The sequence below is a fragment of the Rhodococcus sp. Q genome (assembly GCF_005503035.1).
Taxonomy (GTDB): domain Bacteria; phylum Actinomycetota; class Actinomycetes; order Mycobacteriales; family Mycobacteriaceae; genus Rhodococcus_G.
Genome location: NZ_SCOY01000001.1, coordinates 341470 through 365742 on the forward strand (window position 1 = coordinate 341470; position 24273 = coordinate 365742).

27 protein-coding genes are annotated in these 24273 nt (G+C 68.8%); 17 read left to right on the forward strand and 10 right to left on the reverse strand.

The genetic code is table 11. The annotated features are described in order from the left end of the window. Positions 1-174: 174 nt before the first annotated feature. The 3 genes from FFS72_RS01660 to FFS72_RS01670 form a co-directional block, all read right to left on the reverse strand. Positions 175-1461: an RNA polymerase sigma factor gene (locus FFS72_RS01660; protein ID WP_137872296.1), complete on the reverse strand. Its 1287-nt coding sequence runs from the start codon at positions 1459-1461 to the stop codon at positions 175-177. 1 nt (position 1462) lies between these two features. Continuing rightward, positions 1463-1885, reverse strand: a complete 423-nt coding sequence (locus FFS72_RS01665) for a YciI family protein (protein WP_137872297.1) — start codon at positions 1883-1885, stop codon at positions 1463-1465. Between the two features lie 118 nt (positions 1886-2003). Further along, positions 2004-2282 carry a hypothetical protein gene (locus FFS72_RS01670; RefSeq protein WP_137872298.1) on the reverse strand — a complete coding sequence of 93 codons (279 nt, stop codon included), beginning with the start codon at positions 2280-2282 and terminating at the stop codon, positions 2004-2006. A gap of 178 nt (positions 2283-2460) precedes the next feature. Between FFS72_RS01670 and FFS72_RS01675 the strand changes: the two genes are divergently transcribed. Together FFS72_RS01675 and FFS72_RS01680 are read left to right on the forward strand one after the other, a co-directional pair. Further along, entirely contained in the window at positions 2461-3156 is a 696-nt protein-coding gene (locus FFS72_RS01675; RefSeq protein WP_137872299.1) for an SDR family NAD(P)-dependent oxidoreductase, read from the forward strand. Positions 3157-3244: 88 nt separating this feature from the next. Beyond that, positions 3245-4000 carry a hypothetical protein gene (locus FFS72_RS01680; RefSeq protein WP_137872300.1) on the forward strand — a complete coding sequence of 252 codons (756 nt, stop codon included), beginning with the start codon at positions 3245-3247 and terminating at the stop codon, positions 3998-4000. A 5-nt stretch (positions 4001-4005) separates the two neighbouring features. On the opposite strand, the gene FFS72_RS01685 is transcribed toward FFS72_RS01680, so the two are convergent. Further along, the gene (locus FFS72_RS01685; RefSeq protein WP_137872301.1) at positions 4006-5451 is read right to left on the reverse strand and encodes a DUF6924 domain-containing protein; all 1446 of its coding nucleotides are present in this window, start codon (positions 5449-5451) and stop codon (positions 4006-4008) included. A gap of 152 nt (positions 5452-5603) precedes the next feature. On the opposite strand from FFS72_RS01685, the gene FFS72_RS01690 reads away from it, so the two are divergent. From FFS72_RS01690 to FFS72_RS01705, 4 genes are all read left to right on the forward strand, one after another. Next, positions 5604-6563 carry a DUF808 domain-containing protein gene (locus FFS72_RS01690; RefSeq protein ID WP_137872302.1) on the forward strand — a complete coding sequence of 320 codons (960 nt, stop codon included), beginning with the start codon at positions 5604-5606 and terminating at the stop codon, positions 6561-6563. 86 nt (positions 6564-6649) lie between these two features. Further along, positions 6650-7078 (forward strand): hypothetical protein, encoded by a 429-nt coding sequence (locus FFS72_RS01695; protein ID WP_137872303.1) that lies wholly within the window; start codon positions 6650-6652, stop codon positions 7076-7078. Positions 7079-7177: 99 nt separating this feature from the next. Beyond that, positions 7178-7939, forward strand: coding sequence for a PaaX family transcriptional regulator C-terminal domain-containing protein (locus FFS72_RS01700; RefSeq protein WP_137872304.1), 762 nt, complete (start codon positions 7178-7180; stop codon positions 7937-7939). Next, complete coding sequence (locus FFS72_RS01705) at positions 7936-9564, forward strand: acyl-CoA dehydrogenase family protein (RefSeq protein WP_137872305.1); 1629 nt, start codon at positions 7936-7938, stop codon at positions 9562-9564. The genes FFS72_RS01700 and FFS72_RS01705 overlap by 4 nt, the downstream gene beginning before the upstream one ends. A 78-nt stretch (positions 9565-9642) precedes the next feature. Here the strand turns inward: FFS72_RS01705 and FFS72_RS26295 are convergent, their stop codons facing one another. Continuing rightward, a complete protein-coding gene (locus tag FFS72_RS26295; RefSeq protein ID WP_249353083.1) occupies positions 9643-9798 on the reverse strand; it encodes a DUF6131 family protein in 156 nt (51 codons plus the stop codon). Positions 9799-10200: 402 nt separating this feature from the next. Between FFS72_RS26295 and FFS72_RS01710 the strand changes: the two genes are divergently transcribed. Then, positions 10201-11094, forward strand: coding sequence for a thioesterase family protein (locus FFS72_RS01710; protein WP_137872306.1), 894 nt, complete (start codon positions 10201-10203; stop codon positions 11092-11094). Positions 11095-11140: 46 nt separating this feature from the next. Here the strand turns inward: FFS72_RS01710 and FFS72_RS01715 are convergent, their stop codons facing one another. After that, positions 11141-13957 (reverse strand): ATP-binding protein, encoded by a 2817-nt coding sequence (locus tag FFS72_RS01715; protein WP_137872307.1) that lies wholly within the window; start codon positions 13955-13957, stop codon positions 11141-11143. Positions 13958-14122: 165 nt separating this feature from the next. Here FFS72_RS01715 and FFS72_RS01720 point away from each other — a divergent pair, with 165 nt between their 5' ends. The 8 genes from FFS72_RS01720 (at position 14123) to FFS72_RS01755 (ending at position 20468) form a co-directional block, all read left to right on the forward strand. Continuing rightward, entirely contained in the window at positions 14123-14479 is a 357-nt protein-coding gene (locus tag FFS72_RS01720) for a VOC family protein (protein WP_137872308.1), read from the forward strand. Positions 14480-14508: 29 nt separating this feature from the next. Next, positions 14509-14733, forward strand: coding sequence for a hypothetical protein (locus FFS72_RS01725; protein WP_137872309.1), 225 nt, complete (start codon positions 14509-14511; stop codon positions 14731-14733). Positions 14734-14760: 27 nt separating this feature from the next. Further along, on the forward strand, positions 14761-15222 hold the full coding sequence (locus FFS72_RS01730; protein ID WP_137872310.1) for an iron chaperone: 462 nt from the start codon (positions 14761-14763) through the stop codon (positions 15220-15222). A gap of 106 nt (positions 15223-15328) precedes the next feature. Continuing rightward, positions 15329-16276 (forward strand): STM4015 family protein, encoded by a 948-nt coding sequence (locus FFS72_RS01735; protein ID WP_137872311.1) that lies wholly within the window; start codon positions 15329-15331, stop codon positions 16274-16276. Next, a complete protein-coding gene (locus FFS72_RS01740; protein WP_137872312.1) occupies positions 16273-17367 on the forward strand; it encodes an STM4014 family protein in 1095 nt (364 codons plus the stop codon). The genes FFS72_RS01735 and FFS72_RS01740 overlap by 4 nt, the downstream gene beginning before the upstream one ends. Beyond that, the gene (locus FFS72_RS01745) at positions 17354-18175 is read left to right on the forward strand and encodes an STM4013/SEN3800 family hydrolase (protein WP_137872313.1); all 822 of its coding nucleotides are present in this window, start codon (positions 17354-17356) and stop codon (positions 18173-18175) included. The genes FFS72_RS01740 and FFS72_RS01745 overlap by 14 nt, the downstream gene beginning before the upstream one ends. Then, a complete protein-coding gene (locus FFS72_RS01750) occupies positions 18172-19569 on the forward strand; it encodes an STM4012 family radical SAM protein (protein ID WP_249353072.1) in 1398 nt (465 codons plus the stop codon). Before FFS72_RS01745 ends, FFS72_RS01750 begins: the two co-directional genes overlap by 4 nt. A 2-nt stretch (positions 19570-19571) precedes the next feature. Continuing rightward, positions 19572-20468 (forward strand): STM4011 family radical SAM protein, encoded by an 897-nt coding sequence (locus FFS72_RS01755; protein WP_137872314.1) that lies wholly within the window; start codon positions 19572-19574, stop codon positions 20466-20468. Here FFS72_RS01755 and FFS72_RS01760 read toward each other — a convergent pair. From FFS72_RS01760 to FFS72_RS01775, 4 genes are read right to left on the reverse strand one after another with little or no spacing between them, the layout of a single operon-like run. Beyond that, positions 20453-21163, reverse strand: a complete 711-nt coding sequence (locus tag FFS72_RS01760) for a hypothetical protein (RefSeq protein WP_137872315.1) — start codon at positions 21161-21163, stop codon at positions 20453-20455. The two genes, FFS72_RS01755 and FFS72_RS01760, sit on opposite strands and share 16 nt — an antisense overlap. Positions 21164-21219: 56 nt before the next feature. Then, on the reverse strand, positions 21220-21846 hold the full coding sequence (locus tag FFS72_RS01765) for a class I SAM-dependent methyltransferase (RefSeq protein ID WP_502704063.1): 627 nt from the start codon (positions 21844-21846) through the stop codon (positions 21220-21222). 8 nt (positions 21847-21854) lie between these two features. Then, the gene (locus FFS72_RS01770) at positions 21855-22403 is read right to left on the reverse strand and encodes a putative immunity protein (RefSeq protein ID WP_137872317.1); all 549 of its coding nucleotides are present in this window, start codon (positions 22401-22403) and stop codon (positions 21855-21857) included. A gap of 52 nt (positions 22404-22455) precedes the next feature. Next, positions 22456-23280, reverse strand: a complete 825-nt coding sequence (locus tag FFS72_RS01775) for an alpha/beta fold hydrolase (RefSeq protein WP_137872318.1) — start codon at positions 23278-23280, stop codon at positions 22456-22458. A gap of 76 nt (positions 23281-23356) precedes the next feature. Between FFS72_RS01775 and FFS72_RS01780 the strand changes: the two genes are divergently transcribed. Then, positions 23357-23935, forward strand: a complete 579-nt coding sequence (locus FFS72_RS01780; RefSeq protein WP_137872319.1) for a TetR/AcrR family transcriptional regulator — start codon at positions 23357-23359, stop codon at positions 23933-23935. A gap of 130 nt (positions 23936-24065) precedes the next feature. Further along, the gene (locus tag FFS72_RS27085) at positions 24066-24224 is read left to right on the forward strand and encodes a hypothetical protein (RefSeq protein ID WP_171018510.1); all 159 of its coding nucleotides are present in this window, start codon (positions 24066-24068) and stop codon (positions 24222-24224) included. Positions 24225-24273 lie beyond the last annotated feature (49 nt).

Sequence of the window (24273 nt, forward strand, 5' to 3'; positions counted from 1 at the left end):
CGCACAACCCGATCGGGACGTTACAGACAACTGGCCCGACGTGCGGCGTCGAGCAGCCCCGTTCGCAGGTCCGGCGGCGGCGAGGAAGAGGAGTTGGGGACCGAAAGACGTGGCCGTAGGGACGGCGCGACCGTCCCGCTCACGCTGCGGTCATCAGGGCCGATCCGGGCTGATTCATGAATCTGCGGCCCGCTCCAGCAGCAACCTTCGTTCCCGTTCGTTGCCGGTGAGGCGCGCAGCCGCCTCGAACTCCGCGCGCGCCTCGTCGGTACGCCCCAGACGCACAAGCAGTTCCGCGCGGGTCGCGGGCAGGAACCGGTAGCCCGCGAGCGCGCCGCCCGCGACCAGGCCGTCGACGATCTCCAGGGCCGCGGCAGGACCCTCGGCCATCGCGACGGCGGCAGCGCGGTTGAGTTCGACGACCGGGGACGGCGCGAGGCGACCCAGTGCCTCGTACAACAGGACGATGCGATCCCAGTCGGTGTCGTCGACGGACGGTGCCAGGTCGTGGCATTCGGCGATCGCCGCCTGCAGCGCGTACGCGCCACGGCCGCGTCCGAGGTCGTCGGCGCGGGCCAGCGCGGACCGACCCCGCACGATGGCGCCGCGATCCCACCGACGCCGGTCCTGGTCCGCCAACAGGATCGGATCGCCCGCGATGTCGATGCGCGCGGGAAACCGGGCCGCGGTCAGTTCCATCAACGCGACCAGGCCGTGCACCTCCGGCTCGCGGGGCACCAGTTCGGCGAGAATCCGGCCGAGCCGCAACGCCTCCCGACTCAGATCGGGACGCATCCAGTCGTCACCCGCGCTCGCCGAGTGACCCTCGTTGAACACGAGATACAGCACGCCGAGGACCGCGCCGAGACGGTCAGTGAACTCCTCGCGGCCCGGAACCACGAACGGCACCTTCGCCGCGGCCAGGGTCTTCTTGGCCCGCACGATCCGCTGCTGCACCGTCGACGTCGGCACCAGGAAGGCCCGCGCGATCTCGTCGCTCGACAAACCGCCGACGACCCGCAACGTCAGCGCCACCCGCGCCTCCCGGGACAGCACCGGATGGCAGGCGACGAACACCAACCGGAGCACGTCGTCGTCGATCCGGTCCGGATCCCACGGCAGTTCCGGCACTTCCGCGGCGCGCCGCTCCTCCGCTTCGAGGTCACGGGCGATCGCGGTGAGACGGTCGTCGTAGCGCTCACGGCGCCGCCACCCGTCGATGGCCTTGCGTTTCGCCACCGACGTCAGCCACGCCCCCGGATTCGACGGGACCCCGGACTCCGGCCACTGCGCGAGCGCGTCGGCGAGCGCCTCCTGCGCGAGGTCCTCGGCGAGTCCGAAGTCGCCGACGACGCGGGTCAGCGTCGCGACGATGCGCGCCGATTCGATGCGCCACACCGCCGCGACGGAGCGCCGCGCGGATTCCACCGAATCCAGGCGGCGCTCCTCCGGGTCGACCACGTCAGCTCTTGCGGGCGTCGAGTTCTTCTCGCCAGCCCTCTTCCTTCTGAATCCACTCGTTGTCGGCGGGGAAGTCCTCGGGGCCGGACACCCGCCGCACCTCCAGCTTCGAGCCGGGCCCGAGCGGTGCACGCTTCGCCCACTCTGCCGCCTCTTCCCTGGACGAGACCTCGAGGAGCCAGAAACCGTTGAACAGTTCCTTCGTCTCCCCGTACGGGCCGTCCGTCACGAGCGGCGTGTCACTCGAGAAATCGACGACGAAACCCTCCTCCGGGTCCGTCAGGCCGTCACCGCCGACGAGGACACCGGCCTTCATCATGGACTCGTTGTACCGGCCCATGTCCTCGATGATCTGCTCGAACGGCACGTTCTTCGATTCCTCGATCGCCTCGTCGGTCGCGCGCATGATCAGCATGTACTTCATGGTTCGCTCCTTCGTCCGGGGTCGCGTTCCGACCCTCTCACTCACCACGTCGAACGGAAAGCGGGCGGATCGACACCGACCGACAATCAATTTCGGACGGTGCGGGACTGGGGGGGCGTCAGCGGTAGACGATGCTCCCGAACAGGGACATCTGCACGATCTCGTCGGCGAGATCGGCGTCGACGTCACCCGGATCGAAGTCCGGATTCCTGGCGAGATAGTCGGCGACCGCGGCGCTCGCGGCATCCAGGTCGAACGAATGCCGCACCCCACCCGATTCGACGATGGTGGCGCTGCGCTCGCCGTCCCACTCCTCCACACGCGCCCAGTGGGCGATGCCACCGCCCTCGATGGCTTCGAGCAATACCCGCTGAGTGAGCGTGTCCGTGGTCGTCACGGCCCGAACCATACCGAGGACAGCCCCCGTGGCCGGGCCGTTTCGCCCGACGGTCGGTCCTCGGTGACGACGACGGCTGCGCCGCCCGGAGAGTTCACAGGCGGGTCGGCCAGTGGCCAGGCTCGGGATACAACTTGTCATCCCGCCACGTTCCGGGCCGAGGGTGTAGACAGGACGGGTGACCAAGACAGCGCTGGTGACCGGCGGGACCGGCGGACTCGGAACGGCCGTGACGGCACAGTTGCTGGACGACGGGTGGCGAGTGGTCGTTCCGTGGATCACGGAAGCCGAACTCTCGCGACTCGCGCCGCACCCGCGCCTCGAACTCGTCCATGCCGACCTGTTCGACCCCGACAGCGTCGCCGAGGTCGCGAAGATCGCAGGCGGAAACCCCGACGCCCCGCTGGGCGGCGTCGCGAACCTCGTCGGCGGATTCGCGATGGGCGGCAAGGTTCACGAGACGCCGATCGACGAGTTCGACAAGCTCATGCGCCTGAACCTGCGCCCCCTGTACCTGACCACGCAGGCGGCACTCCCCTACCTGATCGACGCCGGGGGTGGATCCGTCGTCGCGGTGTCGACGAAGGCGGCGTTCGCGCCGTTCTCCGGGGCCAGCGCGTACATCACGTCGAAGGCGGCGGTGTGGGCGCTCGTCAGTGCTCTCGCGGTCGAGTACGCCGACGCCGGGATTCGCGTCAACGCACTCCTCCCCTCCGTGATCGACACTCCGGGAAACCGTGAGTCCCAACCTGATTCGACGCGCAAGAACTGGGTGGACCCGTCGGACATCGCACGGGTCATCGCCTATCTGTTCAGCGATGCGTCCGCCGCCGTCACCGGCGCGCAGATACCGGTGCCCGGCGTCAATCGGTGACTGTCGGCCGAACAGTGGATGTTCGCGGAAACGCCACTCGGACCACGGGAGCTGTGCAAACATCTGGCAACCAATCCGGAGGTTTCGCATGCACACTGTCGTCCGAAGGCTCGGTGTCGCGACGTCCGTGATCGCTGTCGCCGCCGCGCTGAGTGGGTTCCAGGACCCCGATACGCCTCCCGGCTGGTCGAGTTACACCATCGATCAGGGGAAACACGGTGCGATCGTCGGCAGCCCCGCAGGAGTCGCCGGTCCGCTGGCGGGATGGATCGGCTCTGGTGGGGCGTCGCGGACCTACGACTTCGTCCTGACCCCCTCGTCCGAGTACGTCCTCACCTCCCCCACCCAACCCGAGGACCAGTTCGACTGGAACAAGCTGCCCGGATTCTCGGACTGCGGTGACGTCGACCTTGCCCGCAACGGCGCCATGTTCGGTTGGAGGTGGCGGATCGACACGTCACCTCACCGGCTGGAAGTCGTTCCCTACGCCAACGCGGACGGCGTTCACCAGTACCCGGACAGCGCCCTCGTCACGCTCTCCCACGACGACCTCACCGCGAAGGAACCCCTGCGGTACTCCATCGAAATCGACGGCTCGGTGTACCGATTCTTCATCGACGGCACCATCCGTGGCCGTGCCGTCCACGAGTCGGCCACGCTCCCGCGCTCCTGCCCGACCCACCCCACGAACGGCGGAAAGTGGTACGCCGGCTTCTACTTCGGCGGCACGTCCACCGCCCCGTCGCAGATCGTGGGGTACATCCGCGAGCCCGCGGCCCAGCCGGGTCCGGACGATCCCGGTGGCACCGGTTCAGCGGGCTCCGTCGGTTCGATCACCGGCTGACCGGGTCACTCGAACCCGCGGTAGACGCCGTCGGTGCCGGCACCGTCCACGAAATCCTCGAAATCCATGTTCGAGATGGACAGGTTGTTCTCGATCGCCCACATCTGCGACGGGATGACCCGGACCGTCTGGCCACGACTGTGCCCGAACTCCTCGGGGCCGGTATCGACGGCGAGGATGGGGTGCTCGGGGTCGGCCATCGTCGTGGCGTCCGCGATGAACACGTAGTACGGCGGCCGGTCCCCGACCATCTCGAGCAGGTCCGCTATCGCCAGCCCGCCGTTCTCGGGGGTGTTGACGCAGGTCAGGATCGCCGCGAAGTCGGACTCGTCGCCGACACCGGGAGCCATCGCGGCAGCGGCCACGGTCCGCCAGGCCGCATCGTCGGAGAAGTCGGTGCGGATCAGTAGCGACACGTCGCCGTTGGCACCGAGGTAATCGGCGAGTCGCCGTCCCGTCCCCAGGCTCTCGTCGAGTTCGGCGTCTGCGGCGTCTCTCGCATCACGGTCGAGCGCCTCGCGGATCTGTTCCGGAGCGGCGGACGGTGGCGTCGCCGGAACGATCGAGGCGATGATCCGAGCGCAGTCGTCGGGTTCGATGACGTTGTAGCTGCGGATCTCGTATGTCCACGGGCCGACGGCCTCCCGGTGACGGACCTGGGGTTGGGTGAAGGTGGACGGGATCTCCGGCTCGCCGATCTCGGTGATCCATTGGCGCAGAGTGAAATACCCGACCTGCCCGTTGACCTGAAGGTCCAGTGCCCCGGTGCGCGGGTCACCGTCCTGAGGTTGGGCCACGATGGTGAGCGGCAGCCACGTCACCCGGGGCTGCGGCATCTGCCCGAGCGCCGCCATCTTCGCCTCGTACTCCCGCTGAGCGGGCGAGACGGACTGATCCGCTTCCTCGCGGGTCGGCCCGCTCCACGTGAAGAGGGTCCGGTCGACCTCCTCGTCGAGCACCGGATCGGAAAGTTCCACCACCGATGATCCCTGCGAACACGACAGTGCCACACCGTGTTCCGCGTCGACCGCGTACGACACCTGGCCACCGGACGCGGCGTGGGTGAATCGCACTTCCCACGCCTGCCGCCCCTGGACCTCGGTCGGCTGCGGCTCCCCGGCCTGCGTCAGCCGCGGCGGCATCCCCTGGTCGTCCAACGGCCACTGCGAATACGCCGTGGCCAGGTGCGAGGGGCTGTCGTTGGTGACCATGACCCACCGGCTCGGGGACTTGACGGAGTGCACCATCGCGCCGTCCTCGGCCCGCCGGTACTCGTCGGTGTCGTTCTCGATGTAGGTGACCTCACCGGCCGCGTCCTCGATGCGCCACGACGTCGGCGGCGCGAACCACATCCGCCCCACGCGCTCGCCGTCGCTCCACATGTCGGCGCGAAGATTCCGCCCCATCGTGCCGTAGTTCAGACCCCGCACCTGTGCCCACGTCATCGCCATCCGCTCAAGCTAGGGCACCCTCCCGACAAGATCTGGCATGCGACGCACGCTGTGCGCGTGACCACCACGGTTGTGGATGACCAGGGGTTCGGTACCGTTTCGATGGCGACACGCGACCGCGCGTCGCGCATGCCCGAACTGGGGAGGTTCCCGTGGCTGGTGGTCTCGTCGCCCTGCTGGACGACGTTGCTGCGATCGCGAAGGTCGCGGCTGCGTCCATCGACGACATCGGGGCCGCGGCGGGCAAGGCCAGTATCAAGGCCGCAGGTGTGGTCGTCGACGACACCGCCGTCACCCCGCGTTACGTTCACGGATTCTCCCCGGACCGCGAACTGCCGATCATCCGGAAGATCGCCATCGGGTCGATCCGCAACAAACTGCTGATCATCCTGCCGGTGGCGATGATCCTGAGCCAGTTCCTGCCGGGTGCGCTGCCGTACCTGCTGATCGCCGGTGGCCTGTTCCTCTGCTACGAGGGTGCGGAGAAGGTCTACGAGGCACTCGGTGGCGGCCACCACGACGCCCACGACGACGAGCCCGCCGCCGAACGCGGACCCGAGTTCGAGAAGTCGATGGTCAGCGGCGCGATCCGCACCGACCTGATCCTCTCCGCCGAGATCATGGTCATCTCCTTGGCGTCGGTCGAGGACGAGCCCTTCCTCACCCGGCTGCTGGTGCTCATCGTCGTCGCGTTCCTCATCACCGCGCTGGTGTACGGCGTGGTCGCGCTGATCGTGAAGATGGACGATGTGGGCCTCGCCCTCGCCCAGCGCGACTCGACGTTCAGCCAGAAGATCGGCCGCGGCCTCGTCGGCGCGATGCCGAAGGTGATGTCCTTCCTCACCGTGGTGGGTATCGCCGCGATGCTGTGGGTCGGCGGCCACATCCTGCTCGTCAACGTCGGCGAGGCCGGATTCCACTGGCCCGCTGACATCCTCCACGACATCGAGCACTGGGCGGGCGAACTCGTCAGCGGCGGCTTCGGCGGCTTCCTGTCGTGGACCGCGGGGACCGTGACGTCCGCGCTGGTCGGTCTCGTCCTCGGCGCGCTCGTCGTCCTGATCATGCACTTCGTGCCGAAGCGGAAGAAGAAGGACGCCGCGGCGCACTGACGCCTCCGGCTCTTCCCCCGCCGACTCCGGCATCCACCGGTGCACAGCGGCGGAGAACCCGCAGTGATCCCCTATAGGTTGCTGCGATGACGATTCTTCTCGGCGCGTCTGTGGTCTCGGTGCTGTGTGCCCTCTCGACCTGGCTGTTCGTGCTGCCTGGGCTCTTGCTGTCGGGCGAGTTCGAGCCGGGTCCGCTGTTCGAGTGGATGGTCGTGCTTCCGACGCCGATCGGCTTGGCTGCCGCGTGTGTCGCGGTGGTCGCCGGCCCGTTCGCTCTCGCTCGGCGCACCGATGGTGCGTGGATCCCGGCGCTGGTGACACTCCTCGGCCAACTGGCGACCCTGGCCCTGGCCGGGGCCATCCTGGTGTGGGCATTCAAGTTTCCCACGACCGGCTGGGAGCTACTCGCGTTGCCCGCGTCGTTGATGCTGGGACAGGTTGTAGTGGCGATCGGCGTCGGCGTGGAGCTGGTTCACCGCCGTCGTTCTCGCAGGCAGGACGCACTCAGCTCGTAGACGAACACAGGCTGCAGCGCACGACAGGACTATTACACTCTTCCCACAACTGTTGAGAGTATGTAACGAGGTATGTAACGTGGAGTCCGGGAGGTCTCCATGCGCACACTCGACCAACTCATGCCCGCCCTCAGCGCCCGGTCCGTCGCCCTCAGCATCATGTTGGGTTCACACCCCCCGAAGCTGACGGCACGCGATCTGGTGTCCCTGGGCACCTCGTTCGGAATCGCCGCGTCGACCATGCGGGTTGCGTTGTCCCGCATGACAGCCGCGGGCGACCTCGTGGCCGAGGACGGCGCCTACGTCCTGGCCGGACGTCACCTCGACCGCCAGGTCGCCACCGACCGCCGCATCGCGATCCGGCGCCGCCCGTACGACGGCATGTGGCGCATGGCCGTCGTCACCGGCCGCGGACGCGACGCCGACGCACGCGCGTCCTTGCGTGAATCCCTCACGAATGCACGACTTTCCGAACTTCGCGAGGGTGTGTGGCTGCGGCCCGACAACATCGCGGACCTCGACCTGACCGAGTTCGACGAACTCGAGACCTTCGCGACGATCCCCACCGACGACCGCCACCTGAGCCGGCGACTGTGGGACCTCGACACCTGGGCAGCCGAAGCGCGCCTACTTCTGGACTTCCTGTCATCCCAGCACGAACCGATCGAGCACCTGGCCGCGGCCGCCGCCGCAGTCCGACACCTGCGCACCGACCCCGCGCTCCCCGACGAACTGCTGCCCGAGCGGTGGCCGGGCGACGAACTGCGCTGGGCGTACGACGACTACCGCAACAACCTCACCGCGACCCACCTCTCCGCCGTCCGCGACAGCGAACGGACCGAAGGGAGTACTCCCCGATGAAAACTCACGACGTTCTCAACCAGTCGACCCCGCTCGTCGACTACGACGCCGCATCCCACCCCGTCTTCGACGAAGCCCTGATCCGGGCAGGTGCGGAGGACGCGCTCGGCGAGGTCCACGAGGTCGGCCGCGCGGCAGGCACCGCGCAGGCACAGCAGCTCGGCGACCTCGCCGAGCAACACCCACCGATTCTCCAGACCCACGACCGGTTCGGGCACCGCATCGACCGCGTCGTCTACGACCCCGCCTACCACGAACTGATGCGCCGGGCCGTCGATTTCGGACTGCATGCCTCCGCGTGGACCGATCCGCGCCCGCAGAGCCACCTCATCCGCGCCGCGAAGTTCAGTGCGTGGCAGGTGACCGACGCCGGACACGGGTGCCCCGTGTCCATGACCTATGCCGCCGTTCCCGCGCTGCGCGCCGACGCCGAACTCGCGGAACTGTATGTGCCACTGCTGGCTTCCCATGCGTACGATCCCGAGCTCGCAATCCCGACCACGAAGGCCGGGATCATCGCGGGAATGTCGATGACGGAGAAGCAGGGTGGCTCCGACGTCCGCGCGAACACCACCACCGCGACAGAGCAGGCGGACGGCACCTACCGGATCGTCGGCCACAAATGGTTCACCTCCGCGCCGATGTCCGACATCCTGCTGACCCTCGCCGTCGCACCGGGGGGCATCACCTGCTTCGTGCTTCCCCGGGTACTCCCGGACGGCACACTGAACCCGATTCGGTTGCAGCGCCTCAAGGACAAGCTCGGCAACAGGTCCAACGCGAGCAGCGAGATCGAATACGAGAACGCCGTCGGTTGGCGGTTGGGCGACGAGGGTCGCGGTGTGCGGACCATCATCGAAATGGTCAACGGCACAAGGCTGGACTGCACCCTCGCGTCGGCGACGATGATGCGCCACGGCGTCGCGCTCGCGGCTCATCACGTCGGCCGGCGATCCGCGTTCGGCAAGACGCTCATCGACCAGCCGCTCATGCGCAACGTCCTCGCCGATCTCGCGGTCGAAGCGGAATCGTCGACGACCGTGGGCCTGTGGCTGGCGTCGCTCACCGACGCAGCGCACGCCGGCGACGAACGCGCCGCGCTGCTGCGCCGGATCGGGCTGTCGGTGTCGAAGTACTACGTGTGCAAGCGGGGTCCCGCACACGTCGCGGAGGCACTCGAATGCTTCGGCGGCAACGGCTACGTCGAGGAGTCGGGGATGCCGCGTCTGTTTCGCGAGTCACCGCTGCCGAGCATCTGGGAGGGCAGCGGCAACGTCGCCGCACTCGACGCCCTGCGCGCCATCGCGAAGGAACCGAACAGCCTCACGGCGCTGTTCGAGGAGTTCGACTCCGTCGCGGGCACCGATCAGCGCCTCGACGCGTTCGTCGCGCAGCTCAAGACGCAGCTCGGTGACCTCGACGCCCTCGAGTTCCGTGCCCGGTCCGTCGTCGGGGACCTGGCCCTGGCCCTGCAGGGCACGCTGCTGGTCAAGTTCGGTCATCCCGCCGTCGCGGACGCGTTCACCGGCTCACGGCTCGCTCGGGAGTGGGGCACCGTCTTCGGCACCCTCGACCGCCGTGTCGACGTTTCCGCGATCATCGAGCGATCCACGCCCAAGTCTTGACCCAAGCCTTGAGTGGGTCGGGCGCCAGCCCGCTGACCGGCGTGCGTCGGACTCTCCCAGGAGTCCCGTTTGTGGATTTCAATACCAGCGTTCTCGGCCGGCCACCGCATGACCTGTGGCGCCCAGAATCCAGAGGACGACACCGACAACGATCAGGACGATCCCGATCGTCCACAAGATCGAGATACCGGTGAGGAATCCGATGAGCAGCAGAATCAACCCGAGGACGATCATCGCGAACTCCATCCGTAGCACTCGACGCACGAACTCGCGGTCGCACGCCATCCCACATCGGCGTCGCATCCACCGCCTGCCCCACTTCGGCGTCGGCGCGGCCCCGACCTCACTCTGCTGGCATTCCCCGCGAACGCCGACTCGAAACCCCGCCCCACCCAGCAAGGATCGGTTCCGAATCCGAACCCTCGAACACCTCGGCTTCTATGTTAGTTTGCATAGCATATTTTCCCGATCCGGACGGGTGGACGTCATGCCGCGGCCGAGGTCGCTTCCGTGTGGGCGCCCGCCATCGAGAGCGCGCGCGCTCCCGCACTCCTCCGACCACCACCCGTAAGCATCTGTCCGCACTACTCACTCCGTGAGCGCCTCCACGCTCTCAACCCGCGAGGTCCACATTCCATGACCGACACCATCACCGAGGGGCCTGTGCCCTCCGACGCCCGCACCGACCTCGGCGCCTGCTACCGACTCGACTCCACCGAGACGGCGCCCGACGGCACCACATGGGAGACGTTCACTCCCTCGGTGCACACCGCCAGCCCCTGGGGCCCTGGGGTCCAGCACGGTGGACCCGTCGCGGGCCTGCTCGCACGCGCGATGGAGCACTGTCAGCCACGCGAGGACACCCGTATCTCCCGTGTCGTCGTAGAGATCCTGGGTCCGGTTCCCCTGTCCCGGATGAAGGTTCGCTCCTGGATCGAGCGACCCGGACGCAGGATCGAACTTCTCGCTGCCGAGCTGCAGGCGGCACATCCCGACGGCACCGTCAGGACCGTCGCCCGAGCACGCGGGTGGCGACTCGCCACCGCCGACTCCAGCAGCGTCGTACACCACGCCGACGCTCGCCTGCCGTTCCCCGCGAGTCGGAGCGCCGAGGACCAGAGCTCGTTCCCGCTGCCCGACGCGTGGCGGATCGGGTTCGTCAACGCCGTCGACTGGCAGGTCGTGTCCCCGGCCGGGGACCGCAACACACGATCCGCGGCGTGGCTGCGCCTCGCTCCCCCTCTGGTCGAAGGCGAGACGACCAGCGGACTCGCCGAAACCGTTGCCCTCGCCGACATCGCCAACGGACTCGGAGCGCGACTCGACCCCCGCGAGTGGACGTTCATGAACACCGAACTGACCGTCCACCTCTTCGAGCCGCCGCAGGGCCCGTGGATCGGACTCGAATGCGAATCCTCCATCGGCTCGGACGGAGTCGGCATGGGTACGGCGGTACTCCACTCGGAGTCCGGCCCGATGGGGCGGGCCGCACAGAACCTCCTCGTCGAGAAGCGCGCCGACACGGTGTAGCACTGCATGCGGCGTGCCGCATCGTCCTGCCGGTACCGAGCCGCCGTCACACCGGCCGGATCGGGCCCATCGGAGACATCCCGACTTCGGCGAGAGCGGTGCTGCCCGCGACGACGTGCTCACCGCCCGCAAGCACCCTGGTCCGCGCGGCCTGGTAGCGACATCCGGCTGCGTCGAACGTCGGTGCGGTGGCGTACAGACGCTCCCGGTCGTCGATGAGCAGCGCTTCCGCGCGTTCCACGATCGCACCGGCGACGGGATTTCCCGCGACGACGTCCTTGGCCTCGGCCACGCGAGGCCCTGCGTCGGGGCTGCCGGAGAGCACGGCGGCCTCGGCGCGCAGCGCCACGTACCAGTGCAGCCAGACCCAGGTGACCGACTGCCAGACATCGGCCGGGTCGGTTGCCAATCGATCCGCCGCGGAGTCCGGATCCCCGTTGTGCAACAACGTGATCGACTCATAGACCGAGTGGTAGCCGAATGCGCGATCCGACGGGATGCCGAGACGATCGTGAACGTCCGACCATTCGCGTCGCGCGTCCGAGTCGTCCCGGAGCCCGTGGATCATCCCGACCCCGGCCACGGCGGGCCCGAGTGCCGATCCTGTGGGGCGGCCCGCCCGCTGCCACGCCTCGAGGAACAGGGCACTGCGTGTCAACACCTCGTCGACGTTGCCCGCCAAAGCATCTGCCACGAGAAGCTGGCTCGACGCCCGATGCCCGACCTCGACGAGCATCGGATGATCGGCGAGCCGGCGTGCCCACTTCCGAGCACCCTGCAGATCACCGACACCGAGTCCGGCCTCGGTGGCCTCGGCGAGTGCGTCGATCAGTTCGTGCGTCGCGGTCGGACCGTTCGAGACCGAGGCGAGCAGGGCCACCCTGCGCCGGACCGTCGCCGCCGCGGCGAACGGGTCTCCGGACCAGCTCAGAGCGCCCGCCAGGGTGTCGAGTGCTGCGGATTCCGCGGGCGGGTCGCCCGTGCGGTGCGCGAGGTCGACCGCCCGCTCCGCCCGGGCGACGGTCGCGGCCACGCCGGTGCCGGACGAGCCGTCGGCCGCACCGAATGCCTCGGTCAGCGCCCGCCCCGCCTCCGCGAGTGCCACGGCAGCACACGCGGCCGGATCGGTCCCCGCCATCTCCTGCGCTTCCGCGACGAGCGCGAAGACCTCCCCTTGCGGCATCGCGCGCACGAACTTGCTCGCGAACCGGTAGGAGCTGGTGGCCGCGGTCGCCAGATCGGCAGCCGCGGCCGCGTCGTCCCCGGCCCGTCGGGCGGCGTCCGCGGCCGACCGGTTCAGGCGGTACATGTCGTCTCCCCGCATCCGGCAGCCGGCGACCGCCGCGGCCTGCCGAAGCAGCGGTGCCGCATCCGCGGCATCCGCAAGAGCGGCGGCCTGCTCGTACCGCTGCTGGGACTCGCCGAGCAGGTGACGCGTGAACGTGAGCTCCGCCAGGATCCGGGCGAGAGCACCCGCCTCCGTGCGTAGTTCAGGTCGGTCGCCGGCCCATGCCAGTGCCGTGCGGAGGTCGTCGGCGACCGCGTCGAACTGTGCCCGCCAGTCCGTACCGACCGTCTCCAGCGCGCCGGCGTCGTCCAGGCACCAGCGCAGGTGCCGCAGTCGGACCTCGCTTGTTTCATCGGAATCGGCGAGCTGCTCGCGCCCGTACTGGCGAATGGTTTCCAGCGCGCGGTACCGGGTCCCCGCCGGTGACGCGAGGACCACCAGCAGGCTCTGCTCGGCGAGCCGCGCCAATCCGACTGCGACAGAACCCTTGTCCGTTGCCGCAACCTCCGCGGCGGACTGTGTGGTGAACGACTTGGCGAACACCGACACTCGCCGCAGCAGCACCTGATCGTCCGGCTCCAGCAGGGCGTGGCTCCAGTCCAGCGCTGCGCGCACCGAGCGATGCCGGTCGTCGGACCTGGCACCGCCTGCGAGCATCCGGAGCTGGTCGGAGAGCCCGTCGGTGAGACCGTCGAGTCCGAGGGTCGTCCACCGGGCGGCAGCCAACTCGATCGCCAATGCCATGCCGTCGAGTCCCTGGCAGAACTCGGCCACCTGTTCGCGCAGTGCATGATTCGGTGGCCATCCACCTGCTGCCGCTCGGTCCATGAACAGCGCGACCGCGTCCGATCCGCCGTCACCGGACAGCGACATCGGCGGAACCGCGTAGGCCCGTTCGAACGGCACCAACAGCCGGGCCCGGCTCGTTGCCAGCACCGTGACGTTCGGACAGGCCGCGAGGAGCTGTTCGATGAACGGCGCGACACCGTCCCGCACGTGTTCGCAGTTGTCGAGAACGAGCAGCGCGTGCCGGTCCGCCAGTGCAGCAGGTACCGACTCGTCCATGCCTGTGCCGGGCTGCTCACCGAGCCCGAGTGCGAGTCCGACCGCAGCGGCGACCACCGCGACGTCCGGGCTGCTGATCGGCACCAGATCGACGAACCACACGCCGTCGGCGTACTCGTCGGCGACGTCCGCCGCGACGGTCAGCGCGAGCCGCGTCTTGCCGACGCCGCCGGGACCGACCGCCGTCACCTGCCGGTCCCGTCGGATCATCTCGGCGAGTTCGGCGCGCTCGCGCGCGCGGCCGACGAACGACGTCAGGGGCGTCGGCAGGACCGGCTCGGGCGTCGTCGCATCGGCTCGAGGCTGGGCAGAGGTGTGCTGGGCGGGCGCGTACTGGGCGAGGGCACGGCGATCCGGCACGGACAGCTTGCGCAGCAGTGAGGAGACGTGGCTCTCGACGGTGCGCACCGAGATGAACAGTCGCGCGGCGATCTCGGCGTTGCTGAGATGTTCGCCGACCAGTGCGAGTACCTCGGCCTCCCGAGCGGAAATGTCCACCGTCGCGGTCATGACCCCATTCTGTACCACCGGATGTACGGACGGGCTCCGTGACGCCGATCCGTGGTGGGTTCCGTGGTCGCCACGGATGTGACGCACCCCGTCCGAGCGCGATGGTGGTGTCAGTCCGGTTCACGGACAGATCGGGCGACACGCCCCCGACACCAGGAGCTATCGATGACCAGTTCGCAGACCCAGGGAATCAAGACCGTGCTGCACCCGGTGGCGGACCTCGCCGCCGCGAAGGCGATCTACACGGCGCTACTCGGCACGGAGCCGCAGACCGACTCGCCGTACTACGTCGGCTTCGAGGCGGCCGGCCAGCACATCGGACTGGTGCCCGGTGGCGGACCGCAGGCCATGAGCGGGCCGGTCGCCTACTGGCACGTGCCCGACATCGAGGCGAAGTTGGCCGAGCTGACCGCCGCGGGCGCCACCGTGACCGAGGCCGCGCACGAGGTCGGGGGTGGGCGCCTGGTGGCCACCGTGACCGACGTCGACGGCAACGTCCTCGGCCTCATCCAGGACCACTGATCCCACCCACCCCATCCGAGGAGACCTCCATGAGCTCGAACGTCACCATTCGCCGGACCCACCGCTGGACCTCCATCGTCTTCACCTTGACCGTGGTCCTCGCCACCATCGCGGTGTCGCTCGACGCCGCTCTCTGGCTCTCGTATCTGCCGCTCCTCCCGCTCGCCGTCCTCCTGTTCAGCGGCCTGTACCTGTTCGTTCTGCCGTACCGACGACGCGCGGCGGCCGGCGAACGCCCCCTCACCCCCGCCTAGCCTCACCACCGAAACGAGGACACAGCCATGACCACTCGAAAGACCACCGCCAAGGCCGAGCCCTCCGTGGGATTCACGGACGACGAACGCGCCGCAATGAAGGAACACGCCCAGGAGCTCAAGACGGCCGCCCGTCGCGGCCCCCGCGCGTCCAAGGCGAACGGTGAGCAGGACGTGCTCACGAAGATCGCCGCGATGGCGGAGGCCGACCGCGTCCTGGCCGAGCGGATCCATGCCGTCGTGACCGCAAACGCCCCCGAACTCACACCTAAGCTCTGGTACGGCATGCCCGCCTACGCCAAGGACGGCAAGGTGCTCTGCTTCTTCCAGAGCGCGGAGAAGTTCAAGGCGCGATACGCGACGCTCGGGTTCAACGACGTCGCGAGCCTCGACGACGGGACGGTGTGGCCGACGGCCTTCGCTCTCACGCGACTGACCGCGCAGGACGAGGCCCGGATCGGTGACCTGGTCAAGATTGCGGTGTCCTGATCGCTGCGTGACAACGGTTTTCGGGGTCGGTGGGCGGGCGGCATCCATTTCTGTCACCGCTGTCGGGCATACTGCCCACCGACCCCTAGTGACCCAGGAGCGTACGGTGATCAGCGACTTGCAGAACCAGTTCCACGGCCTTCCCGTGGTGGAGTTCCCCAGCGACACGACCCCCCTTCCGACCACGGCGGGTCCGGTCGCCTGGCGGATCTCTGCCGAAAGCTACGACGCGGAGATCGAGTGGCCCGAGGTGTTCGCGAAGTTCCGTGCGGCCGTCGATCCGGCGAGCGTGCAGGCCATCGTCGTCGGCTCCTGGTCGGATCCGTACGAGACGAGCTCGGCGGCTGTGGTGGAGGCTCTCGTCGCGGCAGCCGGGGAGTTTCCCGCGCTGCGGTCACTGTTCCTGGGAGACATGACATTCGAGGACTGCGAGATCTCCTGGATCGTGCAGTCCGACATCACTCCACTGCTGACCGCCTTCCCCCGACTCGAGCACTTGACGGTCCGCGGCGGCACGCAGTTGGTGCTGACGCCGGTGCGGCACGAGCGCCTGCGCAGTCTGACGATCGAGTCGGGCGGCCTCCCGGCGGACGTGGTCCGGGCGGTGGCCGCGTCGGACTTTCCCGCGTTGACGGATCTGGAATTGTGGCTCGGCACAGACAATTACGGCGGCGACTCGACGATCGACGACGTCGCTCCGATCCTCGCGGGCGCGAATCTGCCCCGGGTGACACGTCTCGCCCTGTCGAACAGCGACTATCAGGACGCGATCGCCTCCGCGGTGGCCACCGCGGCGATCGTCCCGCAGCTGCGTGCCCTCGACCTGTCCAAGGGCGTTCTGACGAACGCGGGCGCCAAGGCGCTGCTCGCCGGGCAGTCGCTCGCTCACCTCGATTCACTCGATCTCAAGCACAACTACCTGAGCAGCGGCATGCGGGAACGGTTGCAGGCGGCGCTCGCGCCCTCCGTCGCGCACCTCGACCTGGATCCCGGGAACGCCGACGAGGACGAGTACGACGGAACGATCTACCGATCGGTCGCGGTCGGCGAATGACCTCTCCCCGCCTCGCGGTGGTGGGCAACCCGGAGAACCGCCGCGTCACGATGTTCCTCGACGCTGCATCACACCGCGGTCTGCCCACCCCGCGCGTGGTGTCGTGGCACGAGGTGCTCACCACCGGTGGGGCCAGGTTCGAGGACGACGAACTGGTACGGCTCGACTCCCCCGGCGAGAACGCCTCCGTGGACGCCCTGTTGCGTGGCCCCGGTGACGCGACGCGCATCGGCGGCGGCCCGCGCTGGCACGCGTCGCTCGTCGCCGCCGCCGCGACGCTGCGAGGGGGACGCCTGCTCACCGACCCGGACGATCTGGCCGTGCTGTTCGACAAGCGGCGATGCCACGCGGCGCTCGCGGACAGTGGTGTCCCGGTGCCTTTTTCACCCACTGCAGCCGGCGACGCACCGGAACCGGGCTGCTGGCGCGACGTGCGCGAGCTCGCACGCTCGGCCGGGCTGCGCCGCTTCTTCGTCAAGCCCGCACATGGGTCGTCCGCGGCGGGTGTCGTCGCGGTGGAGACGGCACCCGGAGGCCGCGTGCAGGCACGCAGCAGCGTCGAGGTGTCGGCGGACGGCGTCCACAACTCCCTCCGGGTGCGCCGCTTCACGGGCGAAGCGGAGGTCGGCGCGGTGGTCGACGCGGTGGCGGGCGAAGCACTGCACATCGAGGCGTGGCTGCCGAAGCCGGTGACGCGCGGCCGCGCCGCCGACCTGCGGGTCGTGGTGGTCGCCGGGAGGGCGACTCACGCGGTCGTCCGCACCAGCGTCCACCCCATGACCAACCTGCACCTCGGCGGTCGCCGCGGCGATCTGGCGGCCGCACGCGCAGCATTCGACGCCGCCGGATTCGGTTGGGCCAGTGCGCTGGCCGTTGCGGAACGCGCCGCTGCGCGCTTCCCACGCACGCTGTGCGTCGGAGTGGACCTGCTGCCCTCCGCGAACTGGAACGGCGCCAGCGTGGGTGAGGTCAACGCGTTCGGCGACCTGCTTCCCGGGTTGCTCGGGCTGCCGGGCCGAGCCGACGGTCTCGACACGTACGGGGCGCAGCTGGCGGCACTGGAGGGGTGGTCGGCCGATGCAGCAGCCTGACATGAACTCGGTCGTCGGGGTCGACGACATCCTGATGGTCACGCTCGACACGCTGCGCTACGACGTGGCCTGCGAGCTCGCGGCGGCCGGCCGGATTCCGAACCTGGCACGGCACCTGCCCGGTGGACGCTGGGAGCAACGCCACTCCCCCGGCAGCTTCACCTACGCCTCGCACCAGGCGATGTTCGCGGGGTTCCTTCCCACCCCGATCGGGCAGGGACCGCATCCGCGATTGTTCGCGGCCGAGTTCGGCGGAAGCGAGTCCACCGCCGACCGGACGTTCGTGTTCGCTGACTCGAACATCGTTGCGGGACTGCATAACACCGGATACCACACGGTGTGCATCGGCGGTGTCGGCTTCTTCAACCGGCGCGGCGCGCTGGGGTCCGTGCTGCCCGACCTGTTCGACGAGGCGCACTGGTCCCCCGAACTCGGTGTGACCTCCCCGACGTCCTTCGAGTCGCAGGTGGAACTCACGGCACAGATCGTGGACGGACTCGACCCCGGGCAGCGCCTGTTCCTCTTCGTGAACGTCTCTGCGCTGCACCAACCGAACTGGTTCCACGCCGACGGCGCCACCGCGGACGCCGGCGACACCCGCGAGACGCACGCGGCCGCGTTGGAGTACGTGGACCGGCACATCGGCCGACTGTTCGACTCCATGTCGAGCAGGCGACGATGCTTCGCGATCGTGTGCTCCGACCACGGGACCGCCTACGGCGAGGACGGCTACACCGGGCACCGGCTCGGTCACCCCGTTGTCTGGACCGTGCCCTATGCCCACTTCTTCCTGGACGGCCCTCGATGACCACTGCCCTTCCCGCCACCACTGCCCTTCCTGCCACCACTGCCCTCCCCATGCCGACGTCACCTGCCGCTGTGTCGCCGGACTACGTTCCGCCGTACCAGAACTACGTGTACGCGTACCCGCACAAGACCGCGTACCGCCCGCTGCACCCGCGTCCGGCATTGACGGACCTGTGGTCCGGCGAACCGCAGGATGCCCTCTCCCTGTACCTGCACGTGCCGTTCTGTGAGGTGCGATGCGGCTTCTGCAACCTCTTCACCCGTGTCGGTGCGCCGGACGAACTGACCACCCGCTACCTCGACGCCCTCGAGCGGCAGGCGGAGTCGGTACGCGACGCGCTGTCACCCTCGGCCCGGTTCTCGACGGCCGCCTTCGGCGGTGGGACACCGACCTACCTGACCGCACGGGAACTGGAACGGCTGTGCGACATCGCCGAGAGCATGGGCGCCGACCTGCGTGCGGTCCCTCTGTCGGTGGAGGCGTCCCCGTCGACGGCCACCGCCGACAGGCTGGCGGTGCTCGCCGAGCGCGGCGCCACTCGCCTCAGCCTGGGGGTGCAGAGTTTCGACGACACCGAGGCCAGGGCCGCGGTGCGGCCGCAGCGGCGCGCGGACGTCGAGGCGGCGCTGCAACGCGTCCGGGACGCGGCGATCGACGTCCTGAACATCGACCTGATCTACGGGATCGACGGTCAGACGCCGGAGTCCTGGGCCGCGTCGCTCGACGCCGCACTGGCCTGGCGCCCGGAGGAGCTGTACCTGTACCCGCTCTACGTGCGTCCGCTGACGGGTCTGGCCCGGCGTGGCGGCGGCCCCGATCCGGAATGGGACGCGCATCGGCTGGACCTGTACCGGCGCGGCCGCGATCACCTGCTTGCCGCCGGCTACGTCCAGGAGTCGATGCGGATGTTCCGTCGCGGCGACGCGCCGGACCTCGGCCCGAACGACTACGCCTGCCAGACCGACGGCATGATCGGGCTGGGATGCGGCGCACGGTCGTACACCCGGTCGCTGCACTATTCGTTCGACTACGCGGTGGGTGTGAACGAGGTCCGCGCCATCATCGACGACTACGTGGCGGGCACCGTCGACGACTTCCGCCGCGCCGTGGTCGGTCACGCGATGACCGAGGACGAGGCGCGGCGCCGACACCTGCTGCAGTCCGTGCTGCAGAAATCGGGAATGCCGGTCACGGACTATCGCTCCCGATTCGGCAGCGATCCGCATGAGCACTTCGGTGTCGAACTCCGTCGGTGGTCGGAGCGCGGGTGGCTCGACTCGGACGGCGACCTGCTGCGGCTGACGAAACTGGGCATGGCGTACTCCGATGCCCTCGGACCCGAACTGTTCTCCCCCCGGGTGCGCGCCGCGATGGCCGAGTACGAGGGCCGCTGACCGTGCTGACCATCCTGTATCGCGGGCCACTGGCATCGTGCGACTACGACTGCCCGTACTGCCCGTTCGCGAAACGTCGGGACAGCACCGAGCAGCTGCGCGCGGATCGCGCTGCACTGGAACGGTTCTGCTCCTGGGTGGCGGATCAGGACGAGGAACTGTCGATCCTGTTCACGCCGTGGGGCGAGGGCCTGGTCCGGTCCTGGTATCGGAGGGCACTGGTGGGCCTGTCGCGGTTGCCGCAGGTGCGCCGGGTGGCGATCCAGACCAATCTCAGTTGCCGCACCGCCTGGCTCGCCGACACCGACCGCGACACGGTCGCGCTGTGGTGCACGTACCACCCCGGTCAGACCCCGCACGACCGGTTCCTCACCAAAACTGCCGAGCTGACCGATCTCGGGGTCCGCTTCAGCGTCGGCGTCGTCGGACTTGCGGAGCACCTCGACGCCGCCCGCCGACTGCGCGCGGAGCTCCCCTCATCGGTGTACCTGTGGATCAACGCCGCCGAGGGCCACGACTACACCGATGCCGACGCCGCCGAGTGGGCCGCGATCGACCCACTGTTCGGGTTCAGCAGGCATCCGCATCCGACCCGGGGACGCGCCTGCCGCACCGGCGAGTCGGTGGTGTCCGTCGACGGTGACGGCACCGTCCGACGCTGCCACTTCGTCCCCGAGGTGCTCGGCAACCTGTACGATGGATCGTTCCGAAAGGCGTTGCGGCCGAGGCCCTGTCCGCTGGACGTCTGCGACTGTCACATCGGGTACGTCCACGCCGAGCAGTTGCCGCTGTACGACGTGTTCGCGGGCGGGGTGCTCGAGCGGATTCCCGCGGAGCCGGTGTGGCTTCCGCTGAGGATGCCGTCGTCGGAGGTCTCGGCGGTTCAGTTCCCGGCTTGACGGGCGGGCGAGGGAATCCTGGTACCGAGGTACGAGTCACCGCTCCTGGTGGGACGCCACAGCCGCCAGTGTTTCGCGGAGAGCCGGAACGGGAGATGGTCCTGCAGGTGACGAGCTCCCGGGGAGAGGCGTTCGTCGGCGGGCAGGTTGAGCCACAGGGACAGCGACGACGCCGCGTTGCCGATTGACGCGCGTATGCCCGACCCACCCAGTAGTCGGCCGTACCCGTCCACCGCGAAGCGCCCGAAGGCGTCCGGAGTCAGATCCGGGTACGCGGCGCCGTCCACAGGATCGACGAGGCGCACGGACGCACTGTGGGTCAACGCGGCCAGGGAGCGTCCGTATGCCGTGACGGCGTCGGGGCCCGCCGCGTCGAGCGCGTCGAGGGCGGCGTTCACGAACTCCGTGGACACGTTCCACTGCGAGTGGGTCCGCGCGCGGTGGGACGCTCCACCGAAGGTCTCGGTAGCGACCGCGACCAGCTGCTCGGTCAGCGCGGGCGGTCCGCCCGACCAGACCTCGAATGTCCACGATCCCACCGATGCGGGTTCCGTGCAGGCATCGGCGAACCGCTGCACACGCCCGAATGCCTGATGCGGACGTTTGGTTCGAAGCGAGTGCGCACCGCCCGCGGATGCCGGGAGTCCGTCGTAGGTCACCACCCGAGGGAGCTCGATGGTCCGTGCGCGCGCCATCCTCCCATCGTAGGAAGCGGGCATCCGACTTCGTCACGGCCGGTTTCGCGGACCCGTCAGCGGAGGCTCTGCCTGCGCGCGGTGATGGCGCCGTGTGGCCGGTACCCGCTGCCCGTGCGGGTGTGCGTCTCGATCACCTCGAAGCCGACCGACTCCAACTCCTGGGAGAGGGCACGCACAGTCCATCGGTACCCGGTTGTCGCGGCGTGGTCGAATGCTTCGACCGTGTCGCCCACGAAGAAGCCGACCATCAATCCCCCACCGGGTCGGATCACGCGAGCGAACTCCGCGAGAGGAATGTGAATGTTCCTCGGCTCGTGGTGGATGAGCGAGTACCAGGACAGCACCCCGCCCAACGATCCCGTCGCATCCTCCAGTTCCTCGAAACTGCCGGCCTCGAAGGTCAGGCGCGGGTACTGCGCGCGAGCCCGGCGGATGAACTCGGGAACCAGATCGATCCCGCTCGCGACCAGTCCTCGGTCGGTGAGGAAATCCGTCCACTGTCCGGGGCCGCACCCGGCGTCGAGCACAGGCCCGTCCAGTTCAGCGGCCCAACTGCGCACCAGTGCCCGGTCGGACGGGTGGGTCGACGTCATGGAGCCGAAAAGGTCGACGTACTCCTCGGATCGCGCCGAGTAGGCCGCGCGAACGGTCTCGTGGGGGTGCGGGCTTTCAGTCTCCATGCCCACGATCATCGGCCATGATTCTCTGCGCGGAGTGACGCGTCCAGGGAACTCATGAGCTGCGCCACGCGATTCTTGCCCGTTGGCGCCTGTGGATACCGGCTGAGCACAGCGACCACAGTCGGTGTCGCGCGTAGTCTCGCCTGCTCGATCCGCGCCCTCCCCACCTCCGCATCGTCGCCCGCAGTCAGCTCCCCGATGCGCGCCGCACTCGCGGCGGCGCGCAGGATGTGACCGACCTGGTGGGACTTGGCGATCGGATGGAGGTAGGCGGCGGACGCCGCATCGCCCGCGGCCTGCGCGGCGAGACGAGCGGCCTCGGTGGATGCCTCTTTCGCGGCCCGGTGTGCGTCCATCGACGTCACCCGCTGCCGGATGGACCGTCTCGCACCGTTCACGAACTCCCACGCTGCGTCGATCGCTGCGCGGGGACGCGGATCTCCTGGACTCGCGGCCTCGAACACCGGTAGGACTTCCTGAGCGCTTTCCGCCGCGAAGGCCGCGACCGCGCGAAGTTCGTCGATAGTCAACTCGAAGTCGCCGGACACCGTCGTCATGGCCCGAGTCTCCCACCGATCCGAACGTTGCAACACCGAGCGTCGGACCGGATCATTTCACGAACGCGCGCAACGCTTCTGCCATCACCTCGGGCTGGTCCTCCGGAACGAGGGTCCACGAGTCGTCGACGATCACCTTGGTCGCATCGGGGTACAGCTCGACCAGTCGGTCGGCGTGCGCCAGGGGCATCATCCGGTCCTCGCGTGCCCAGACGACAAGGACCGGTCTGTCGAATGTGCTCATCCGGGCCGACATTTCGATCAGACGACGGCGTGACGGTGCGCCGGTGGCGAACTTCACCAGGTCGCGGCGAATCGCGGGGTTCTCGACTGCGGGCCGAAACCACTCGTCGTACAGCGCGTCCGGAAGCCCGGTCTTGGCGAGCGCCCCGTACGCGCGCGTGCTGTGGCGGAAGAAGCGGGTGCCGAACAGTCGAGTGAGCAGCCAGCCGCCGCCGGGCACTCGGCACAGCAGTGCAGCCGGGCGAGCGGGCTTGGGCGGGTAGTTGTCGAAGGCCGTGCACGACACGAGCACGAGGCGTCCGACACGCTTGTCCCGGCCCTCGGAGATCATGAATTGTCCACCGCCCCAATCATTGAGGACGAGCGTCACATCGTCGAGGCCGAGTACGTCGAGGAAGTCGGCGAGGATGCAGGCCACACCGTTCTCCGACAGGTCCGCGTCCTCGTTCATCGGCGTCGTGTGCGCGCCGAGCGGAAGAGTCGGAGTGATGCACCGGTAGCCGGACAGCAGTGGAATCACCTTGCGCCACTGCCGCCCGTCCATGAGCAGGCCGTGACCGAGAACGAGTACGGGTCCGTCGCCGCCGGTGTCGTCATAGGCGATGGGACCGGACGGCGTTTCGACAGTTCGCACGTCATCATCTCCTAGATAGATCGTTCTATTCAGCGACGGTATGCTGTCCTGGCACGACGCGCAAGAAGGAGACCCGATGGCAGAACGACCCACCCGCGACCGGATCCTGGACGCCGCCGCGGAGCTCTACCGCCGCCAGGGCATGCCTGCCACGGGCCTCAAGCAGATCTCCACCGCGGCGAACGCGCCATTCGGCTCGATCTACCACCACTTTCCCGGCGGCAAGGAAGCGATCAGCGTCGAGGTCATCCGTCGCGAGGGCGTCCGGTACGGCACGTTCGTCGGTGCACAACTCGCCGAGACCGACCCGGTCGACGGCATCCCGGACCTGTTCGAGAACGCCGGCACGTTGTTGGAGTCGCAGGACTACAGCGAGGCGTGTTCCATCGAAACCATCGCCCTCGAAGTCGCGAGCACCAACGAGACGCTTCGACTCGAAGCCGCCGCGGTCTTCGAATCCTGGCTGACCGCCCTCGCCGCCTGGTTCGGGCAGCTCGACCTCGCCGACGACGACTGCCGCCGGCTGGCCACGATCACCCTGACCGCCCTCGAAGGCGCCTTCGTCCTGTGCCGGACCCTGCGGTCGATCGAACCGATCGTTCACGCCGGGCAGGGCGTGCAGGCGGCAATACGCGCTGCGGTCGACCGGGGCTGACCGTCAGCGCGATTCTTCGTTCCAGGATGGAAGCCTGCCCGTGGCGTCGCGCACCCAGCTTCGGGAAGCGTCCACATCGACGTCGACCGCATCTGTGAGCCAATAGGTTTCGTCGGGTGCCCATCCCGCGATGACACTCGCGGTGTCGGCGTCCACGGCGATCGCGGAGCCCGCCGCGGCGAGGTATCCCGCCGCGGTGAGGTGGACGCCGTCGTACCGCTCGGCGATCCGCGGCCAGTCGGGGATGACCCATCGCCCCGACCGCCCGGTGGTGAGGTACCAGTCGTGACGCTTCTGGGCGGTGACCTCGACGGGGGAACCGCCTGCACAGTTCCGCC

Coding starts and splice junctions, on each gene's coding strand:
- FFS72_RS01765 (WP_502704063.1), bottom strand. CDS start 21,846: ATGGAGACTGAAAGCCCGCACCCCCACGAGACCGTTCGCGCGGCCTAC.
- FFS72_RS01725 (WP_137872309.1), top strand. CDS start 14,509: ATGAGCTCGAACGTCACCATTCGCCGGACCCACCGCTGGACCTCCATC.
- FFS72_RS01745 (WP_137872313.1), top strand. CDS start 17,354: ATGCAGCAGCCTGACATGAACTCGGTCGTCGGGGTCGACGACATCCTG.
- FFS72_RS01680 (WP_137872300.1), top strand. CDS start 3,245: ATGCACACTGTCGTCCGAAGGCTCGGTGTCGCGACGTCCGTGATCGCT.
- FFS72_RS01700 (WP_137872304.1), top strand. CDS start 7,178: ATGCGCACACTCGACCAACTCATGCCCGCCCTCAGCGCCCGGTCCGTC.
- FFS72_RS01770 (WP_137872317.1), bottom strand. CDS start 22,403: ATGACGACGGTGTCCGGCGACTTCGAGTTGACTATCGACGAACTTCGC.
- FFS72_RS01705 (WP_137872305.1), top strand. CDS start 7,936: ATGAAAACTCACGACGTTCTCAACCAGTCGACCCCGCTCGTCGACTAC.
- FFS72_RS27085 (WP_171018510.1), top strand. CDS start 24,066: ATGACACTCGCGGTGTCGGCGTCCACGGCGATCGCGGAGCCCGCCGCG.
- FFS72_RS01710 (WP_137872306.1), top strand. CDS start 10,201: ATGACCGACACCATCACCGAGGGGCCTGTGCCCTCCGACGCCCGCACC.
- FFS72_RS01730 (WP_137872310.1), top strand. CDS start 14,761: ATGACCACTCGAAAGACCACCGCCAAGGCCGAGCCCTCCGTGGGATTC.
- FFS72_RS01720 (WP_137872308.1), top strand. CDS start 14,123: ATGACCAGTTCGCAGACCCAGGGAATCAAGACCGTGCTGCACCCGGTG.
- FFS72_RS01665 (WP_137872297.1), bottom strand. CDS start 1,885: ATGAAGTACATGCTGATCATGCGCGCGACCGACGAGGCGATCGAGGAA.
- FFS72_RS01685 (WP_137872301.1), bottom strand. CDS start 5,451: ATGGCGATGACGTGGGCACAGGTGCGGGGTCTGAACTACGGCACGATG.
- FFS72_RS01750 (WP_249353072.1), top strand. CDS start 18,172: ATGACCACTGCCCTTCCCGCCACCACTGCCCTTCCTGCCACCACTGCC.
- FFS72_RS01740 (WP_137872312.1), top strand. CDS start 16,273: ATGACCTCTCCCCGCCTCGCGGTGGTGGGCAACCCGGAGAACCGCCGC.
- FFS72_RS01715 (WP_137872307.1), bottom strand. CDS start 13,957: ATGACCGCGACGGTGGACATTTCCGCTCGGGAGGCCGAGGTACTCGCA.
- FFS72_RS01780 (WP_137872319.1), top strand. CDS start 23,357: ATGGCAGAACGACCCACCCGCGACCGGATCCTGGACGCCGCCGCGGAG.
- FFS72_RS01760 (WP_137872315.1), bottom strand. CDS start 21,163: ATGGCGCGCGCACGGACCATCGAGCTCCCTCGGGTGGTGACCTACGAC.
- FFS72_RS01695 (WP_137872303.1), top strand. CDS start 6,650: ATGACGATTCTTCTCGGCGCGTCTGTGGTCTCGGTGCTGTGTGCCCTC.
- FFS72_RS26295 (WP_249353083.1), bottom strand. CDS start 9,798: ATGATCGTCCTCGGGTTGATTCTGCTGCTCATCGGATTCCTCACCGGT.